This is a genomic window from Synechococcus sp. CCY9201 (assembly GCF_034931105.1).
Classification (GTDB): domain Bacteria; phylum Cyanobacteriota; class Cyanobacteriia; order PCC-6307; family Cyanobiaceae; genus CBW1002.
In genome coordinates this window covers 1-14,682 of the sequence record NZ_JAYGIC010000127.1, presented here as the reverse complement: position 1 = coordinate 14,682, position 14,682 = coordinate 1, and the positions used below count along the sequence as shown (strand labels likewise).

Genomic DNA, 14,682 nt, shown 5'->3' with positions numbered 1-14,682 from the left:
TTGGTGCTCACGATCGCCGCCGCCACTCCATGGGCCTGACCGACTGGATCGGAGCCTTCGGCCGTGCCCAGGCCAAGGATTTCAGCAGTGACCTGGCCCGCGGCTATGAAGCTGCGCTTCTGATCCAGAGTATTGAGCTGGAGTATTACAACGACAGGCCCGTGCGCCCTGAGATCGAACTCAGCGTTCCGCGCTCGGTTGAGGCCCAGGTGCTGCGTCGCTTTCGCGTCGCCCTGCAGCTGTGCCGCACCGCCCTGGACATGATCGAGCCCCATCGCCAGGAACTCGCCGGCCAGGATCTGCGTCAGGTGCAGCTGATTGAATCGGTGGTCGGGCACTACACCAAACGACCACAGCGCCTGCCCAAGATCAGCCGATCACCGGAAGTGCTGCCCCGCAGCCTCATCGGGGTGGTGGACCAGGTGAGGCGCCAGCTGGATCCGGAAGCCGAGGCCTCGGTGCTGGCCGGCTTCCGGCGCCGGCGCGATTCCACCCTGGTCTCCCTGCGGATCCTGTTGCTGCTGATCCTGGTGCCGGTGCTGATGCAGCAGGTGAGCCGCGCCTATGTGTTCTCGCCACTGGTGGATCGATTTGCACCGGATAATGCCTTTCTGACCTATCCCAAGCCCCAGCTCGAGGAGAGGGCTGTGGAGAAGCTGCGGGTCTACCGGGAGGAGATCGAGTTCGACGCGTTGCTCCAGGGCACGGCCCTCCCCTCGCGCGAGGAACTCCATGCCTTGCTGGCCAAGCGGGCTCAGGATCTGAAGGAGGAGGCGGATCAGGACAGCACGCATGCCATCAAGAACGTTCTCGCCGACCTTGGCGGTCTGTTCGGGTTCATCGCCGTCTGCGTGTTCGGCCAGAGGGACATCCAGGTGCTGCGCAGCTTTCTCGATGAGCTGGTCTATGGCCTGAGTGACAGCGCCAAGGCTTTCGCCATCATCCTGTTCACGGACATCTTCGTGGGTTTCCACAGCCCTGAGGGCTGGACCGTTCTGCTGGATGGGGTGGCCAATCACCTGGGATTGCCGGCCAGGGAGAATTTCATCATGTTGTTCATCGCCACCTTCCCGGTGGTACTGGCGACGATTTTCAAATACTGGATCTTCCGTTATCTCAACCGTGTGTCTCCATCGTCCGTGGCGACCCTGCGCAACATGAATGGTGGGGGCTGAGCTGGGCTTGCGCGGTTGTCTGACCCTGGTGAGTGGCCCCAGCAGCGGCGGCAAGAGCCGCTGGGCCGAGCACCTGGCCGCCCGTTCGGGCCGCCAGGTGGTGTATCTGGCCACTGGGCCCTCCCTGCCGGAGGATCCCGCTTGGCAGCAGCGGCTTGCCCTGCATCGCCGCCGCCGCCCCTCAAGCTGGCAGAACCGCGAGGTGGGGCGCCACCTGGCCGAGGCCCTGCAGGAGCTGGGCCCCGATCAACTTGCGCTGGTTGATTCGCTCGGCACCTGGGTGGCGGCCGGGCTCGACTGGGACGGGGAGACCTGGGAAACGGCCTGTGCGGGCCTGTTGGAGGCGATCGGCCACTGCGCCGCTCCTGTGGTCCTCGTCTGTGAGGAGGTGGGCTGGGGGGTGGTTCCCCCCACAGCCATCGGCGGATTGTTCCGCGATCGGCAGGGCCGCCTGCAGCAGCGGTTGATGGCTCTGTGCACGGGAGCCTGGCTGGTGCTGCAGGGGCGGGCTGTTGATCTGCTGGCTCTGAGCCAGCCCGTACCAGAGCTGCTGGAGCCCTGAGCGATGCCACAGGTCGTGCTGTTCCAGCCTCAGATTCCTCCCAACACCGGCAATGTGGCCCGCACCTGTGCCGCCACCGGCACTGAACTGCATCTGATCGAACCGCTCGGCTTTCAGATCGATGATCGGCAGCTGCGCCGCGCCGGCCTGGACTACTGGCCCTGGGTGCGCCTGCATCGCCATGGCGACCTGGAGGCTTTCCTGCAGGAGAGAGCGCGTCGTGGCGGTCGACTCCTGGCCCTGAGCAGTCATGCCGAGCATGGCTACACCGATCTGGCTTACAGAGACGACGACTGGCTGCTGTTCGGGCGGGAAACGGACGGATTACCGAACCCGGTTCAGGCCCTCGCAGACGACTGTCTCACCATTCCCATGGCCTGCGGTCAGCGCCATGGGAATGGTGGCGTCAGGAGTCTCAACCTATCCGTAGCGGTCGGGGTGGTGCTGTTTGAGGCGCTGCGGCAACTTTCCTGATGCCAGAAGCCAGGATTGGCCTGCATTCTTACGCTGAGACACCTGTTTTCGGTGTCGATGCTTGCTTGCTTGCAAGGGTTCGGGGCGCTACTGTCTGCGCTGCCCGGAGATGGTGGCTTCTCTACCGGGTCTTGTCCGCATGAACTGAAACTCCATGAAGCCTTGGCTGATCCTTTTACCCGCTGTTGCCACGATTCCCGCTGTTGGGCTCATGGCACGCGCCGATTGGAGCGGTGATCGTGTCGAAAACGCTCTGGTTGCCTCTCTCCCAGCCGCCAGCCTCGACAAGCTCTGGGTAAAGGTGCGTCAGCCGGTTTCGATCGAAGATCTCTCCAACGAACTCAGCGTTGACGAGACCCGGTTGGCCAAGCTCAACGACGTCAACGAAGACCACGAATTCGAATCCGGTGACTGGCTTGTGTTGCCGTCCCAGAGCAGTCGAAAGGCAAAGTTTCTGCTGGCGCTCGACACCAGTGAATTGCGTCGAACACCCCCTCTGCAGCAGCCGCCCCCGCTGGAGCAGTCCGGGGTGGTTCGCTTCGGCGACACTCTGATCAAGATTGCCCAGCGTTATGGGGTTACCTTGCAGGAGCTTCTGCGCCTGAACCCTGGCCTGGAAACGGCCCGCCTGGTGGCCGGTAGTCAGGTTCGCCTTGCCCAGTCATCTCCGGGGCGCTCGCGCATGGTTCTGGGTCTCAAGCCCGTCGGCAGTGGTGGCCTCAGCTGGCCCGATCAGCCAGATCTTGGCCCCGAGCGGCGCTTCGGTGGCGGAAATGACGCGTCCCGCACCACCTGGATCTGGCCCGCACAGGGCACCTTCACCTCCGGATTCGGCTGGCGTTGGGGGCGGATGCACAAGGGTATCGACGTGGCCAACAACGTCGGCACCTCCATCGTGGCCGCCCGTTCCGGGAGGGTTTCCTTTGCTGGCTGGCACGACGGCGGCTACGGCTACCTGGTGGAACTGACCCACGACGATGGCAGCCGATCTCTCTACGCCCACAACAGCCGCCTGCTGGTGCGGGTCGGTGAAGAGGTGAACCAGGGGACCCAGATCTCCCAGATGGGCAGCACCGGACGCAGCACCGGCCCTCACCTCCATTTTGAAATCCATCCCCCATCCAGGGGCGCCGCAAATCCCCTGCAGTTCCTGCCACCCCGCGCCTGAGCAGCATCTGTCCGGCTGGATCCTGGGGGAACGGTCATCCTTTACACTTCCCAAGGCAAGGCTCGGTAGCTCAGCTGGTTAGAGCGTGGGATTCATAACCCCAAGGTCGGGAGTTCAAGTCTCCCCCGAGCCATTCGCATGTTTGCTTGAAATCAGGGGCTTTTTGCTTTCTGGGACTGGGTTCTGGGGGATTCCACATCTGAGACCACACTGTCCAGGTTGTAGCCGGTAGGAGCCTCTAGAAGCCATTGGTTGTGAACCTGTTCACAACCTGCTCCGACGGCTTCGGGGAATACTCCTGCGAGCCGCAGGGTCCGTGCCTTGCCGTCTCGCCTTTCTCATCGCATCGATGCCTGGGACCACTGCGCCCGCGAACTGGTGGCCAGGCGGTGCCGCTTCCGCCTACGCCGCTACGACCGGAGCTCGTCGATCTACGTGTGCGAACTGGTGCAGGGGGTCCAGGTGCGGGAGTTCTCCCTGGCTCCGCTCCTGCACCGCCGCGACGAGGACGTCGAGCGGGCCCGGGATCTGTGTCTTGAGGGGGCATCGCAAGGGCCAGTGGCCCGAACCCCTGGCGGCCCGTGGCGGGACCTCGCGCCTCCGCTGGCAGGGCCTGGTGGAGGCCTGCATCGCCGATATCGAGGTGAGGATCTGCAAGGAGGGCAGCCGCGTCCACGCCATCAACGACCTGAAGCTGCGGGTTGCCCGATTCCGTGAACCGGCGGATCCCCAACGGCTGCTGAGCTGGGCCATGGAGGTGAACCCGCTCACCCACCTGAAGCGGTTCAACCGCCGGATCGAGACCATCTCCCAGATCCACCGCAGCGGCCTGATGGATCTGACGGCCGTGCTGCAGCAGCTGAGGGGGATGAGGCCCAAGGGTGCCGCCGAGAAGATCCGTAAGGCCTCGTCGATGCGGGTGCGGGTCATCCCCTCCGATGCTGACCTGGAGCACTGGCTGGATCGGCTCGAGCCCTTTCACCAGTGGGTATTCGCCTGCATCGCCGTGTTCGGGCTGCGGCCCCATGAGCTCTGGCACGCCGAAGGCATCGACGACCGGGGCTGGATCAGCATTCCCGGCGACATGAAGACCAAGACCAGCGAGCACTTCGCCCCCGCGGTTCCCGAGGCCTGGCTGGAGCGCTATCAGCTGCGGCAGAACTGGGATCTCTTCCACGGTCAGCTCAACGCCCGCTGGACGGTGCGCTTCGCGGAGATCTCGAGCGTGCGGATCGCCGTCAACAACGTCGCCGTGTCCAACGTGCTCTACAAGGAGTTTCAGCACAGGGGGCTCCAGAAGCTCTGGGCGCCGCGGGCCGAGGGTGCCGGCATGGACTGGGTCCATGAACACCTCGCCATGGATCACGGCACTGGAGTGATCCTCCAGCACGGCCATCGGATAGCCACCGAGGGAGTACAGGCGGTCACCTGCAAGGCGGTGACGCCCAAGAAACAGGGCCCCACGGAGCCAGTGGTGGTTGGACTGGCCGCGCTTGAGGCTGCCATAGATAAAGACATGGTTCATAGGGGGGATTGGAGGGGATGGGGGTTGCGGGTTGCTGATGCTGCTCAGCGAGGCCGGGAACTGGGGGCGTTCATACCTGGGGACGCCGTCCTCGCCGGGCGAGCCGGTCCTGATTGCCCTCCCGGCCGATCAGGCAAAGCATTCGGCGCTCAATGGCCCGAAATTCCTGGCGGTCGTTGATCTCTTCATCAAGGGAATGGATGCGGCTTCCCTGGCGAAGCAGGAAGTTGGTGGTCATCTCGGCGGAGAAGCCATAGCCTTCACAGGCTTCGCGAATCGCCTGGGCCATGCAGTCCAAGGCCGGCTTGACGGGCCGGTAGTTGGCCTTCAGTACCCCTTGAAGGCGAAAAGCCTCAATCACGAGGGCATATTCGATCGGACCCATGGGCGTTCTCGGTTTGGTTGACGCTTATCAGCATCCCGCTTATGCCCTCAAGAGTCACTGCGGATTCACTGCGGAGTCGTCAAGATCCCCAAAACAGCGGCCCCCAGAGGAGGCCGCAGGAGAGCGCCAAGGCTGATTGAAATCAACTACGCTTCGTCTGAATGTTGTGGAGCTAGTTATAGGTGTAGAGAAGGCTATGGATCTGCTTGTACAGCTGCATCTTCATCTCCTTGCTGAGGCGAGAGATCCTGAAGTCGAAGCAGTAGTTCTGCCCGTTCAGGTTCAGCGCCGGCCCGGCTTTCTTGTGAAGCGCAGGATCCGCGCACCGGGAGGCCGCCTAGGAATGGGCTGAGGACCGGCGGCAACGTGAACCTGATCGATGTCGCCATCGTTGGGAGCCCAGCTCGTTGAAGACGCCCATCGCTATGCCACCCGGGCGGGCATAGCGGTCTTCCCCTTTCTGCGCACCATCGTGATGAGCCTGCTCAGGCGTGGCGACAACCGCTCGATTCGCCAGCGCATTTGCGAGCAAGCTGGCCTATGACATCAGAGGAATGCTGGCGTCGGGAGGCGTGACAGAAGCCGGGGCTGCCATGCCTTGACCACGCTTTTCGAGAGCCCTGATGACTGGCTGGAATCCGGTCCTCGATCGAGACGCAGCAGACAGCGAGCCGGTGTGCTCCTGTTGGAATCAATGACCTTGCCGAAAGTTCAACCATCCGGACATTCCGGATCGTTGGAATCGAGAGCCAACGCGAGCGCCACTCACGCCCATTCACCCACCAAGCCAGTAAGCTGGTTTCCCAGGCTGGGGCGTGATGAAGATGACGCTGGACCTTCCGGATCACCTGATGCTTCAAGTGAAGCAGCGGGCCCTGCAGCAGGGGCGGCCGATCAAGGAGCTGGTGGCCGACTACATCCGCCAGGGGCCGCATGGCGCCGCCCTGCCCCAGCCCAGCAAGCGCGAGGTGCTGGAGGTGGACGCGGAAGGACTGCCACTGTTTCGCCCTGACCCCCGGCTCAAGCGGCATCCCATCGATGTGGCCACAGCGCTGCGGCTGGAGCAGGAGACGCTGATGCAGGAGGACCACCAGCGTGCCGGCCTGTCTGCTTGACAGCAATGTGTGGCTGGCGGCGGCCTTCAGCGAGCACCCGGCCCATGCGCTCGCCCGTGGGTGCTGCGCTCGACCAGCGCGGTAGAACCGGCTTTGTGGTGCCGCGCCACCCAGCAGAGTTTTCTGCGTCTGGCCTCCACGCCGGCGATCACGCAGGCTTATGGCGTGCCGATGGCCACCAACGGCGATGCCTGGGCCGCACTGCAGACGTTCCTGGCGCTGCCGCAGGTGGATGTGATCGATGAGCCGCCTGATCTGGGGCGTCTTTGGTGCCAGCTGGGCGCAATCGAGCAGACTGCCCCGAAGCGCTGGATGGATGCCTACCTGGCCGCCTTCGCGATCGCTGCTGGCCTTCCACTGATCAGCCTCGACCAGGATTTTCGCCAGTTTGAGCAGGAAGGGCTCACGTTCCAGCTGCTGCAGGCGGATGTCCGTGGAGAAGACGCACCATGAGCTTTCCCACAGTTACCCGGCCTGCGGATTGATTGCGGACTCGGGAGGATCCCCAAAAAGCGGCCCCCAGAGGAGCCCGCTAAAGGACGTCAATCCAAGCCCAAGCCGAGCGAGATCAGCTGTGCTCACTCAGGATGTTGTGGAGTTCCTTGTCGGTGTAGACAAAGGCCTGGATCTGCTTGTACAGCTGGGTCTTCATCTCCTTGCTGAGGGGGGTGATCTTGAAATCGAAGTAGTAGCTCCGCTCGCTCAGGTTCAGGTGCAGCCCCATCTCGGCGATGTCGCCGGCTTCGATATCGGCCATCGAGATCTGCTGGACCTTGAACGGGTCATTCTCGGCTTCGAAGTGATTGTTTTTTGTCATGGATAGGGTTGAGCCTGGGTTGAGGTTTTTTCTTTCTGTCGCTATTAAGGTCAGTCTTGACTATCTGGCCAGATTTCTGGCCTATCGATCAATCGGCCTAAGACCGTACCACGGTTTCTGATGCCATTGGGCTACGCCTTCTTTCAAGGCGTAGCGGGAGCCTTCAAGGAGCCCCGTCCCCGTAGATCGAAGGCCCTTTCGCCAGGCCCGGGAAGCAGGCGCGCCAGGCTGACCACCAGTGACATCGAGGCACCACTGAGGGCGGAGAGGCCAGCCGCCTGGATCGCTGCCCGCAGAATCCTCTGCTTGCCAGCGCCAGAAGCCTGCACCCAGCTGTGACGTTGGCGGATCAGGTGCCAGGCGAGGGCGATCGAGGCCGCGATCAAGGCTGCTTCCACCCCATGGGCCGCCATGTCGGCCGGCACCCCGGGAGCCAGCAGCGCATCCAGGCCGCCATCGGCATGGGCGCGGGCGATCTCGGCAGGGTTCATCACCTCGGCGCCGCGGCTCCGGTTCCAGCTGGCGGTCTCGAACTGCCAGCCCTGGTCTGCCGTTCCCCCCTGGGACTGGGGCCACCAGTGGCTGAGGTCCTTATCGGCCAGCCAGCTGCGGATGGCGTCGTGGGGAGAGTCGCTGCGCAGCAGCAGCTCGGGGAGCTGGCCCTGCAGTTCAGCCGCGTGGCTGGTCAGCCGTTCCTGGAGGCCAGCGCTTTGTTGCGGATCCAGGAGTGGCTCCTGGATCCGTGTGATCAGTGCCGCCCCAGCCAGCCGGTCGCACCCTCCCGCTTCATGCTGTGAGAGCGGCGGAGCCAGGCCTGCCCAGCAGTTGGCTGAGGTTCACGCCCGCATCAAAGGCGGCACGGTGCAGATCACGGCGCTGCTCATCGCTGAGGCCATCCCAGAAGGCATGGACCAGATCCAGCGACGCCTTGCCCATCCCCACCAGGCCCACCAGGGTCAGGGGGAAGCCCAGCCAGGGGAAGACCAGCAGGACAACGCTCAGCACCGCACTGACCGCAGCCCCCTGCTTGGTGGTTGCCCAGACGCTTTCGGCGATCACCTGGATCTGGGTGGCCCGATTGATGTCGCCCCGCTTGCGCATCGCCTCGGTGCGCAGGCCGGTGAGCAGCGCCTGGTAGATGGCGTAGACCAGCATCCCGCCAACGGTGGATTCTCCGATGAACTCAGTGCCGGTCAGGGCACCCTGGTTTCCGTTCAGGTCAATGGAGGCCAGGCCAGCGGCCGGTGCGATCTCCCAGCCGGCGCGGGGGATGCGGTAGGGATCACGTTCTCGGGTCATGGGAGGAGTGCAGGGGAACTTCAATCTGGGGCTGACGGGGGCTGAACGGGGGCCGATTCGTGCGAAGTACCAGCTGGAGGTGGTTTGGGGGTTGCTGCCGGTGGGTGTCAGAGGGCGGGCAATGCCTCATCTGTTGTTCGTGCGGATTGAGCAGAAAGAATGGATCCGACGGTTGGTGCCATTGCCTTGTCTGGGCGTGCCGCCCATGGCTGGAGGGAGTGGAAGAGCGACATTTGCCCCTAAGCTGCTAGCAGATTGCAAGCAGGAGGTCATCGTGTCGCGCACCCTCTACATCCGCCACGTGCCCGACGATGTGGCCGAGCGCCTGGAACAGCTGGCCCGCCGCGCCGGACTCCCCTTGAGCACCTTTGCCCTGCAGGAGCTCTGCGAAACCTCACGCCGCGCGGACAACGCCGATCTGCTCCAGGCTTTGCCCTCGGCCACCATCGAGCCCGGCGCGATCCTGGAGGCCCTGCGCCAGAGCCGCGCCGAACGCTGATGGTGGTGGTGGTGGATGCCTCGGTGCTGGTGGATGCCCTGTTGATCGATGGCCCTGCACGTGCACGGCTCGCGGATGCCAATCTCCAGGCGCCGGAGCTGATCGATGCCGAGCTTCTCTCGGTGCTGCGCCGCCTGGTGTTGGCCGATCTTCTGCCCGAGCAGCACGCCCTGCAGGCCCTGGCCACCAGCCAACAGCTGGGGCTGCGGCGGCACACCAGCCGCCACCTCTGGCCACGGGCCTGGGAACTGCGGGCCAACCTCACGGCCTACGACGCCCTCTATGTGGCCCTGGCCGAACAACTCGGCGCCACCCTGCTCACCGCCGATGCCCGTGCCGCCCGCGCGCCCGGGCTGCAGTGCCCCGTGGAGGTGATCGCTTCCTGAGCATCCATTGCAGGAACAGACGAAAGATGGCAGCGGGGTGTTCAAAGGGCGGCGCAGACCAGCATCCCGCCGATGGTGGATTCTCCGATGAACTCAGTGCCGGTCTGGGCACCCTGGTTTCCGTTCAGATCAATGGAGGCCAGGCCAGCGGCCGGTGCGATCTCCCAGCCGGCGCGGGGGATGCGGTAGGGGTCACGTTCGCGGGGCATGGGGTTGGTGCGTCTAGAAACCAATCCTGGATCAACAACTGAGGTGGAGGGAGGCAGTCCGCCGATGCGAACGACGGGACAGGGGGTGTTTGAAGGATGACTTGTTGATTGCTGCGATCGGCTTTTGGGTGCCACAACCCGGCCATGCAGCAGGGATTACTGATCAGCCAGCCCACGATCGGCATCGTCAGGTCGCACGACCGGAGCGACCACGCCCTCTGCCTGTCCGACCACGCTGGACCAGGAGCCACCGTTCATCTCACCGTTTCTTCTGTCCTTGCTTCCACCAACTCCAGTAGCTCCGCCAGCAGATGCCGCAGAGCTGGCCCTTTTTCGGGGTGGTGCACAGCTGCGTCGGCCCTGCAGGTGATCAAGGTTTCGAGTGGCTGGAGGGTGTTGGTGGTGTCCATCAGCAACTCGATCGAGATGGCTGCGGTGGTTAAAGGCAAGGTGGGGAATGCAGTGTCCACAAAGAGTTCCCCAAGGCGGCGCAGGTGCTCCAGGGCGGCTCGAGCTCAGTTGCAGGGCTTATCGCGGGACCATCTCATTGAATGGTCATGCTGCGTCAGAGTCTCAGCCGAGCGGAACGCGTCTGAAGGGATCGCGCCGGAAGCGCCGGTAGACATCGAAGTCGCTGTCGAGACTGAGGATCTCGGCCACATCCAGCCGCTCCGAGAGTGTCACCAAGGTGAGATCGGCGAAATCGCCGGGCAGATCGGCAGTGCGTTGATTGAGTTCCGCGATACGGGCGTAATCCACTGGCAGCAGGTTGATCACCTCAATGCCACAGCGGCTGACGGCCCCGAGCAGATGGTTCTGAGCGGCCATGACGCGGGAATCACCGGGATGACCCAGCAGCCAGAGCACCTCGGCGATGCAGATCGGTGAGGTGATCAATTGAGCGGCAGTCTGATCAAAGAAGGCCACGACGGCCTGGTGCAGTGGCTCCTGCTGTTGGTAGTAGCTCAACAGGATCCCCGAATCGACCAGGATTCGCCGCATCAGCGCCGCTCCATCCGCCGCGCTGCAAGTCTCTGGCCGAGGAGTCGGCGCCGCTCCTGACGCTCTGAACTCCCCGACGGCAAGGTGTCGAGAACGCTGCCGGGATGACCACCCAATTGCTGGGTGATCGACGGGAGGGGCTGGCGCTGCTGCCAGCGTTCTCGGATCAGCTGGCGAATCAAGGAGCTCTTGTCCTGTCCCGTTTCTGCCAGAAGCTGCTCGAGGCAGTGCTCTGTATCGGCGTCAAGCCTGACGGTGAGGGGCATGACGAGCAGGGCCCGATCCCTGTATTACAAGCATGCCCATCGTAGTACCGGTGGTTGGATGCTGGGGCTTCCGGCCATGGCGCACCGGGAGAGTGGGCAAGAAAAAGCCCCGGGCGCCGGGCCCAGGGCTTCTGTGATGGGTGGCTTCACCCCTTGATCGAGCGCAGCTCCCAGAAGCAGCTCCCCACGGTGGCGGTGGCATCGCCGCTCTGCTGTTCATAGGCCTGGCGGGCCTTGAGCTGGCATTCGATCTCCTTGCAGCTGAGGCTGTAGCGCCTACTGCCGGCGGCCGGGGCGACGCACCAGCAGGGTCTGGGGTGCAATCTGATAGCCGTTGCCATCCGGGCCGCTGGGCAGTTGCTGCCTGAGGTCACCGCGCAGATGGGCCAGACGCAGATGTTCCTGCAGCTGTTTCTGCTCTGCCGCCAGGAATTCCAGCTCCTGCTTCACGGCAACGAGTCGCTCCAGGCTGCTGCTGATGGTGTCGGGCGCAATGCGGGGATCGTTGAAGTCCGCGCTGGCGGGCAGGATCCCCAGACCAGCCAGCAGCAGCAGCGCCTCCGGCGATCCGGGGGCAGGCTCGGCGCTCACGGGGGGCTGCGCGGCACTGGGGCTCAAGGCGGTGGTCATGGTCAAGGAGGGCATGGCGGCGGTCATCGGGGTGGTGGTCATGGGCGAACGGAATGGGGAATCGGCGATCAGGGAGATTCAGGCGCTCAAGTCATCAGCGCAGCGAGCTGCATCTGGGCCTCGAGCAGCTCCTCTCGCCGCAACAGCTCGATCGGGGCCGGCAGCGAGCGGCGATCGATCGGGTAGCTGCGCAGCAGCGCTCGCAGCTCCACCACTGAGAACTCGTTCCAGCGGTCCACCTGCGCGCCGGCGGGGGCGGCTCTGGTCGGCAACGGCGCTTCCCAGGCCGTCTCGACGGGGCGGGGTGGTTGTTGGTGGGCTGCACCCCGTGGGGCAGAGAGCTGCTCCACCAGGCCTTCTCCAGGGGCTTCCGCACCGCGTTTCAGGTTCCCGACTCCCAACCATCCCTGGCCGGGCTGATCACCACCAACCGGCACCGGCGCTGGATCGAGACTTTTCTGGCGGGGATCGCTCCGGCCTGAATCTCAGCGATTCCCCTGAATGGCTCGGGTGGATGACGCGGCCATCCACCCTGGCATTCAGGGGATAGACTTCGCGTATATCCCAGATGGGTGCTCCCCGTGGCGGCTGTCACCAGGCTCTTCCTCAGTAACCGCAGTCAGGCTGTGCGCATCCCCGCCCATCTGCGCCTGCCTGACTCCGTGAAAGACGTGGAGGTCCGGGCCTGCGGCGAGGAGCGCATCATCTCTCCGCTCGGTCGCCGCTGGGACACGTTCTTTCAGGATGCGCTGCCCGTGCCGGATGACTTCCTGCAGGAGCGGGCGACTCAGGATCAACCGGAGCGCGAGGCCTTCTGACACGGAAGATGTTGCGCTATCTGCTGGATACCAATATCTGCATCTATGTGATCAAGCAAAGGCCGGCTTCGCTGCTTGAGAGATTCAACGAGAATGCTGCCCAGATGGGGATCTCTGCGATCACCCTGGCCGAGTTGCTGCACGGGGCTGAGAAAAGTTCCCAGCCCCGGAGATCTCTTGCCGTTGTGGAGGACTTCTGCAGTCGCTTGGATGTGCTCAGCTACGGAGCCAAAGCGGCGCAGCACTATGGACTGATTCGCGCATCCCTTGAGCGGCGTGGATTACCGATTGGTGTGAATGATCTGCACATCGCTGCCCATGCCCGCAGTGAGGGCCTGACCCTGGTCAGCAACAACCTGCGGGAATTCGAGCGGGTGGATGGTCTGTTGCTCGACAACTGGGTCTGACAGCACCTCTCCATGCCCGCTTGAATGACGCAGGGGGGCCGCCAGCCAAAAGGCCGGCCTCTGGCCGGCCCCAGGGCATCAGCAGGCCCCGCCCTCTGGAGCCTCTTCTCCATCCGGCGCCTGGATCTCCAGGGCCGCGATCTCGGCCTGCAGCCTGGCCTCAAGGCCCTGATCGATCGCATCGATGCGCTCCAGGAAGGCCGCCATCACCGGCAGCACCTCCTCCTCCAGCAAGGTGAGCTCCTCCTCCCCATAGGGCTGATCGATCCAGATGCGGCGGATCGGCCGGCCTTCTGCGCTGTGGGTGCGCAGGATCCACTCCAGCGTCTTCTGGCACGACTCCACCAGGGACACCGGATCTTGCGGGGAATACCGAACGACTGAGCTGACCATGAACCATTGACGCCATCCGGCGCAGCGACGGGACACCGCAGGGCCGCCCCGCCCGGCAAGGGGCGCCGACCCTCGATCAGGTGCGCTGAGCACCGGCGGCAACGCCGGGGCGATCGCACCCACGCAGCCAGCAGCGGCGCCTGGCGCAGCCCTTGCCCAGGGGCGAGCCTGGAGGTGTCCGGTGCGGAGCATCCTGCGGTGCGGCGAAAGCGGCGGCGGCACGCCAGACTGATCCACGCCACTCCCGCTTCCGCCTGCTGGTCCGCCCTGATGCCACAGGTGATCGGGCCCCAACGCCAGCAGTGTCTGGCGATCCAGCGCGGGTCGTCCGGCCTCAGGGCCGTTGCCGAGGCGATGGGGGATGTGGATGGCTACATCGCCCAGTACGGCGAACGGCAGCGGCGCGTTCCCTCGGATCGCGGCCGGGATTGCACAGCGGCTGCTCAAGGTCGGGCGGCCTGAGGAGGCCCTGCGGTTTCTGCGGGGGGGGTCTCCGGAGCGCTCCCCCTGGCCGGTACTCGACTGGGAAGAGGCCCAGATCGCCGCCCTGGAGGCCCTCGGCCGCACCGATGAGGCCCAGGCGGCCCGGTGGCACTGGTTCGAGCAGACCCTGATGGAGACCTATCTGCGCGATGACCTCCAGCAGCTGCCCGCTTTCGAGGACGGGGAGGCTGAGCAGCGCGCCATCGACTTCGTGGCTGCCAGGCCGGATCTTTTCGAGGCCCTGTCTTTTCTGCTGGACTGGCCCACGGGCCTGAACCGCGCGGCCCAGGTGATCGTGCAGCGCCGCGCCGAACTCAACGGGGCCCACGAAGAGCTGTTCGACGCAGCAGCAGAGCGCCTGATTGCAGACCATCCGCTGGCAGCCACCCTGGCCCTGCGCTGCATGGTGGATTTCGCGCTGACCAATGGCTACTCCAGCCAATACGCCGCCGCCGCCGCCGGCCATCTGCACACCTGCCAGTTGCTGAGCTCTCGCATCAGCGACTGGGGCGAGATCCCACCCCATGAGGCCTACCTGGCAGCGATCCGCTCCACCCATGCCCGCAAACGCGGCTTCTGGAGCAAGGCCAGGCCCCTGGGCCTCTGATCCGGCCCTGCTGCAGCCAGCGCCGTTCTGCATGGCCACGACGAACCGTCGCCGCCGCGGGCGGGGAGCACCACGGGAACGGCGTGAACCCTCCCAGCGTGCCCACCGCGTCAGCGGCGGCAAGGATCAGGCCGGGCCGCGGTGTCTGCAAGCCGCACCTCTCGGTGCGACGCGGTCCTTGTCGCCTCTGCCGCAGCGGGCCTCGGTCGGTGGTTCCACGCCTTCCTTCCCATGGCACTCCCCACCGCTCCCTGCTGCGAGATCCGCTGCCTGCTCCTGCACATCTACCCCGATGGCATCAAGGCCTATGGCCACCCCAGGTCCTGAACCGCTGGAACTGCCCGCCGGGGTGCATCAGCTGTGCGGTTGTGGTCGCAGCCGTCAGGGCTGGTTCTGCGATGGCGCCCATCTGGGAACAGGCCGGGTGTCCTACGAGCTGCGCCTGAGCGAGGCGGCCACGAT

25 protein-coding genes and 1 tRNA gene are annotated in these 14,682 nt (G+C 64.7%); 14 read left to right on the top strand and 12 right to left on the bottom strand.

The genetic code is table 11. The features are described 5' to 3' along the window. Positions 1–29 precede the first annotated feature (29 nt). The 5 genes from pxcA to VB716_RS12455 all read left to right on the top strand — a co-directional run bounded on the left by pxcA (position 30) and on the right by VB716_RS12455 (position 3,512). Positions 30–1,175, top strand: a complete 1,146-nt coding sequence (gene pxcA / locus VB716_RS12475; protein WP_197155780.1) for a proton extrusion protein PcxA — start codon at positions 30–32, stop codon at positions 1,173–1,175. Between the two features lie 7 nt (positions 1,176–1,182). Then, entirely contained in the window at positions 1,183–1,737 is a 555-nt protein-coding gene (gene cobU, locus VB716_RS12470) for a bifunctional adenosylcobinamide kinase/adenosylcobinamide-phosphate guanylyltransferase (RefSeq protein WP_322758740.1), read from the top strand. A gap of 3 nt (positions 1,738–1,740) precedes the next feature. Continuing rightward, on the top strand, positions 1,741–2,211 hold the full coding sequence (locus tag VB716_RS12465; RefSeq protein ID WP_197155776.1) for a tRNA (cytidine(34)-2'-O)-methyltransferase: 471 nt from the start codon (positions 1,741–1,743) through the stop codon (positions 2,209–2,211). A gap of 211 nt (positions 2,212–2,422) precedes the next feature. Beyond that, positions 2,423–3,379: a M23 family metallopeptidase gene (locus VB716_RS12460; RefSeq protein WP_323270653.1), complete on the top strand. Its 957-nt coding sequence runs from the start codon at positions 2,423–2,425 to the stop codon at positions 3,377–3,379. 59 nt (positions 3,380–3,438) lie between these two features. Beyond that, positions 3,439–3,512, top strand: a tRNA-Met gene (locus VB716_RS12455). A 105-nt stretch (positions 3,513–3,617) separates the two neighbouring features. On the opposite strand, the gene VB716_RS17500 is transcribed toward VB716_RS12455, so the two are convergent. Both VB716_RS17500 and VB716_RS17495 read right to left on the bottom strand, forming a co-directional pair. Then, positions 3,618–4,904: a gamma-glutamylcyclotransferase family protein gene (locus tag VB716_RS17500; protein ID WP_416238113.1), complete on the bottom strand. Its 1,287-nt coding sequence runs from the start codon at positions 4,902–4,904 to the stop codon at positions 3,618–3,620. Between the two features lie 70 nt (positions 4,905–4,974). Next, positions 4,975–5,289, bottom strand: coding sequence for a hypothetical protein (locus tag VB716_RS17495; protein ID WP_416238112.1), 315 nt, complete (start codon positions 5,287–5,289; stop codon positions 4,975–4,977). 379 nt (positions 5,290–5,668) lie between these two features. Here VB716_RS17495 and VB716_RS12445 point away from each other — a divergent pair, with 379 nt between their 5' ends. From VB716_RS12445 to VB716_RS12435, 3 genes are all read left to right on the top strand, one after another. Continuing rightward, complete coding sequence (locus VB716_RS12445) at positions 5,669–5,833, top strand: hypothetical protein (protein WP_197155728.1); 165 nt, start codon at positions 5,669–5,671, stop codon at positions 5,831–5,833. A 280-nt stretch (positions 5,834–6,113) separates the two neighbouring features. Next, entirely contained in the window at positions 6,114–6,404 is a 291-nt protein-coding gene (locus VB716_RS12440; RefSeq protein ID WP_323270651.1) for a hypothetical protein, read from the top strand. Between the two features lie 60 nt (positions 6,405–6,464). Beyond that, positions 6,465–6,857, top strand: coding sequence for a PIN domain-containing protein (locus VB716_RS12435; RefSeq protein ID WP_323270650.1), 393 nt, complete (start codon positions 6,465–6,467; stop codon positions 6,855–6,857). Between the two features lie 115 nt (positions 6,858–6,972). Here VB716_RS12435 and VB716_RS12430 read toward each other — a convergent pair whose 3' ends face one another. Together VB716_RS12430 and VB716_RS12425 are read right to left on the bottom strand one after the other, a co-directional pair. Further along, positions 6,973–7,221, bottom strand: a complete 249-nt coding sequence (locus VB716_RS12430; protein ID WP_197170229.1) for a hypothetical protein — start codon at positions 7,219–7,221, stop codon at positions 6,973–6,975. Positions 7,222–7,364: 143 nt separating this feature from the next. Continuing rightward, complete coding sequence (locus VB716_RS12425) at positions 7,365–7,712, bottom strand: hypothetical protein (RefSeq protein ID WP_323270649.1); 348 nt, start codon at positions 7,710–7,712, stop codon at positions 7,365–7,367. Positions 7,713–7,799: 87 nt separating this feature from the next. Here VB716_RS12425 and VB716_RS12420 point away from each other — a divergent pair, with 87 nt between their 5' ends. Further along, entirely contained in the window at positions 7,800–8,018 is a 219-nt protein-coding gene (locus VB716_RS12420; protein WP_323270647.1) for a hypothetical protein, read from the top strand. On the opposite strand, the gene VB716_RS12415 is transcribed toward VB716_RS12420, so the two are convergent. Further along, complete coding sequence (locus VB716_RS12415) at positions 8,008–8,520, bottom strand: hypothetical protein (protein WP_197170226.1); 513 nt, start codon at positions 8,518–8,520, stop codon at positions 8,008–8,010. The genes VB716_RS12420 and VB716_RS12415 overlap by 11 nt on opposite strands. Positions 8,521–8,794: 274 nt before the next feature. On the opposite strand from VB716_RS12415, the gene VB716_RS12410 reads away from it, so the two are divergent. Both VB716_RS12410 and VB716_RS12405 read left to right on the top strand, forming a co-directional pair. Continuing rightward, positions 8,795–9,019 carry a hypothetical protein gene (locus VB716_RS12410; RefSeq protein WP_197155720.1) on the top strand — a complete coding sequence of 75 codons (225 nt, stop codon included), beginning with the start codon at positions 8,795–8,797 and terminating at the stop codon, positions 9,017–9,019. Beyond that, positions 9,019–9,405: a type II toxin-antitoxin system VapC family toxin gene (locus VB716_RS12405; protein ID WP_231605295.1), complete on the top strand. Its 387-nt coding sequence runs from the start codon at positions 9,019–9,021 to the stop codon at positions 9,403–9,405. Before VB716_RS12410 ends, VB716_RS12405 begins: the two co-directional genes overlap by 1 nt. Before the next feature lie 41 nt (positions 9,406–9,446). Here VB716_RS12405 and VB716_RS12400 read toward each other — a convergent pair whose 3' ends face one another. The 6 genes from VB716_RS12400 to VB716_RS12375 form a co-directional block, all read right to left on the bottom strand. Continuing rightward, positions 9,447–9,614 carry a hypothetical protein gene (locus VB716_RS12400; RefSeq protein ID WP_197155718.1) on the bottom strand — a complete coding sequence of 56 codons (168 nt, stop codon included), beginning with the start codon at positions 9,612–9,614 and terminating at the stop codon, positions 9,447–9,449. A gap of 254 nt (positions 9,615–9,868) precedes the next feature. Further along, positions 9,869–10,063 carry a hypothetical protein gene (locus VB716_RS12395; RefSeq protein ID WP_323270646.1) on the bottom strand — a complete coding sequence of 65 codons (195 nt, stop codon included), beginning with the start codon at positions 10,061–10,063 and terminating at the stop codon, positions 9,869–9,871. A gap of 124 nt (positions 10,064–10,187) precedes the next feature. Next, on the bottom strand, positions 10,188–10,616 hold the full coding sequence (locus tag VB716_RS12390; RefSeq protein WP_197155714.1) for a type II toxin-antitoxin system VapC family toxin: 429 nt from the start codon (positions 10,614–10,616) through the stop codon (positions 10,188–10,190). Then, complete coding sequence (locus tag VB716_RS12385) at positions 10,616–10,882, bottom strand: ribbon-helix-helix protein, CopG family (protein ID WP_323270645.1); 267 nt, start codon at positions 10,880–10,882, stop codon at positions 10,616–10,618. The genes VB716_RS12390 and VB716_RS12385 overlap by 1 nt, the downstream gene beginning before the upstream one ends. A gap of 276 nt (positions 10,883–11,158) precedes the next feature. Further along, positions 11,159–11,554, bottom strand: a complete 396-nt coding sequence (locus VB716_RS12380; RefSeq protein WP_323270644.1) for a hypothetical protein — start codon at positions 11,552–11,554, stop codon at positions 11,159–11,161. A gap of 44 nt (positions 11,555–11,598) precedes the next feature. After that, on the bottom strand, positions 11,599–11,862 hold the full coding sequence (locus tag VB716_RS12375) for a hypothetical protein (RefSeq protein ID WP_323270643.1): 264 nt from the start codon (positions 11,860–11,862) through the stop codon (positions 11,599–11,601). Between the two features lie 231 nt (positions 11,863–12,093). Between VB716_RS12375 and vapB the strand changes: the two genes are divergently transcribed. Continuing rightward, positions 12,094–12,330 (top strand): type II toxin-antitoxin system VapB family antitoxin, encoded by a 237-nt coding sequence (gene vapB / locus VB716_RS12370; RefSeq protein WP_197170224.1) that lies wholly within the window; start codon positions 12,094–12,096, stop codon positions 12,328–12,330. Between the two features lie 8 nt (positions 12,331–12,338). Next, complete coding sequence (vapC, locus tag VB716_RS12365) at positions 12,339–12,737, top strand: type II toxin-antitoxin system tRNA(fMet)-specific endonuclease VapC (RefSeq protein ID WP_323270642.1); 399 nt, start codon at positions 12,339–12,341, stop codon at positions 12,735–12,737. A 78-nt stretch (positions 12,738–12,815) separates the two neighbouring features. Here the strand turns inward: vapC and VB716_RS12360 are convergent, their stop codons facing one another. After that, a complete protein-coding gene (locus VB716_RS12360; RefSeq protein ID WP_323270640.1) occupies positions 12,816–13,253 on the bottom strand; it encodes a hypothetical protein in 438 nt (145 codons plus the stop codon). Positions 13,254–13,497: 244 nt separating this feature from the next. Between VB716_RS12360 and VB716_RS12355 the strand changes: the two genes are divergently transcribed. After that, positions 13,498–14,220, top strand: a complete 723-nt coding sequence (locus VB716_RS12355; RefSeq protein ID WP_323270638.1) for a DUF6880 family protein — start codon at positions 13,498–13,500, stop codon at positions 14,218–14,220. Positions 14,221–14,682 lie beyond the last annotated feature (462 nt).

What these genes read in the sequence shown, in the direction of transcription:
- pxcA (WP_197155780.1), top strand. Translation starts at nt 30, where the DNA reads ATGGGCCTGACCGACTGGATCGGAGCCTTCGGCCGTGCCCAGGCCAAG.
- VB716_RS12465 (WP_197155776.1), top strand. Translation starts at nt 1,741, where the DNA reads ATGCCACAGGTCGTGCTGTTCCAGCCTCAGATTCCTCCCAACACCGGC.
- VB716_RS12460 (WP_323270653.1), top strand. Translation starts at nt 2,423, where the DNA reads ATGGCACGCGCCGATTGGAGCGGTGATCGTGTCGAAAACGCTCTGGTT.
- VB716_RS17500 (WP_416238113.1), bottom strand. Translation starts at nt 4,904, where the DNA reads ATGAACCATGTCTTTATCTATGGCAGCCTCAAGCGCGGCCAGTCCAAC.
- VB716_RS17495 (WP_416238112.1), bottom strand. Translation starts at nt 5,289, where the DNA reads ATGGGTCCGATCGAATATGCCCTCGTGATTGAGGCTTTTCGCCTTCAA.
- VB716_RS12445 (WP_197155728.1), top strand. Translation starts at nt 5,669, where the DNA reads ATGTCGCCATCGTTGGGAGCCCAGCTCGTTGAAGACGCCCATCGCTAT.
- VB716_RS12440 (WP_323270651.1), top strand. Translation starts at nt 6,114, where the DNA reads ATGACGCTGGACCTTCCGGATCACCTGATGCTTCAAGTGAAGCAGCGG.
- VB716_RS12430 (WP_197170229.1), bottom strand. Translation starts at nt 7,221, where the DNA reads ATGACAAAAAACAATCACTTCGAAGCCGAGAATGACCCGTTCAAGGTC.
- VB716_RS12425 (WP_323270649.1), bottom strand. Translation starts at nt 7,712, where the DNA reads ATGAACCCTGCCGAGATCGCCCGCGCCCATGCCGATGGCGGCCTGGAT.
- VB716_RS12415 (WP_197170226.1), bottom strand. Translation starts at nt 8,520, where the DNA reads ATGACCCGAGAACGTGATCCCTACCGCATCCCCCGCGCCGGCTGGGAG.
- VB716_RS12405 (WP_231605295.1), top strand. Translation starts at nt 9,019, where the DNA reads ATGGTGGTGGTGGTGGATGCCTCGGTGCTGGTGGATGCCCTGTTGATC.
- VB716_RS12400 (WP_197155718.1), bottom strand. Translation starts at nt 9,614, where the DNA reads ATGCCCCGCGAACGTGACCCCTACCGCATCCCCCGCGCCGGCTGGGAG.
- VB716_RS12390 (WP_197155714.1), bottom strand. Translation starts at nt 10,616, where the DNA reads ATGCGGCGAATCCTGGTCGATTCGGGGATCCTGTTGAGCTACTACCAA.
- VB716_RS12385 (WP_323270645.1), bottom strand. Translation starts at nt 10,882, where the DNA reads ATGCCCCTCACCGTCAGGCTTGACGCCGATACAGAGCACTGCCTCGAG.
- VB716_RS12380 (WP_323270644.1), bottom strand. Translation starts at nt 11,554, where the DNA reads ATGACCACCACCCCGATGACCGCCGCCATGCCCTCCTTGACCATGACC.
- vapC (WP_323270642.1), top strand. Translation starts at nt 12,339, where the DNA reads ATGTTGCGCTATCTGCTGGATACCAATATCTGCATCTATGTGATCAAG.
- VB716_RS12355 (WP_323270638.1), top strand. Translation starts at nt 13,498, where the DNA reads ATGGCTACATCGCCCAGTACGGCGAACGGCAGCGGCGCGTTCCCTCGG.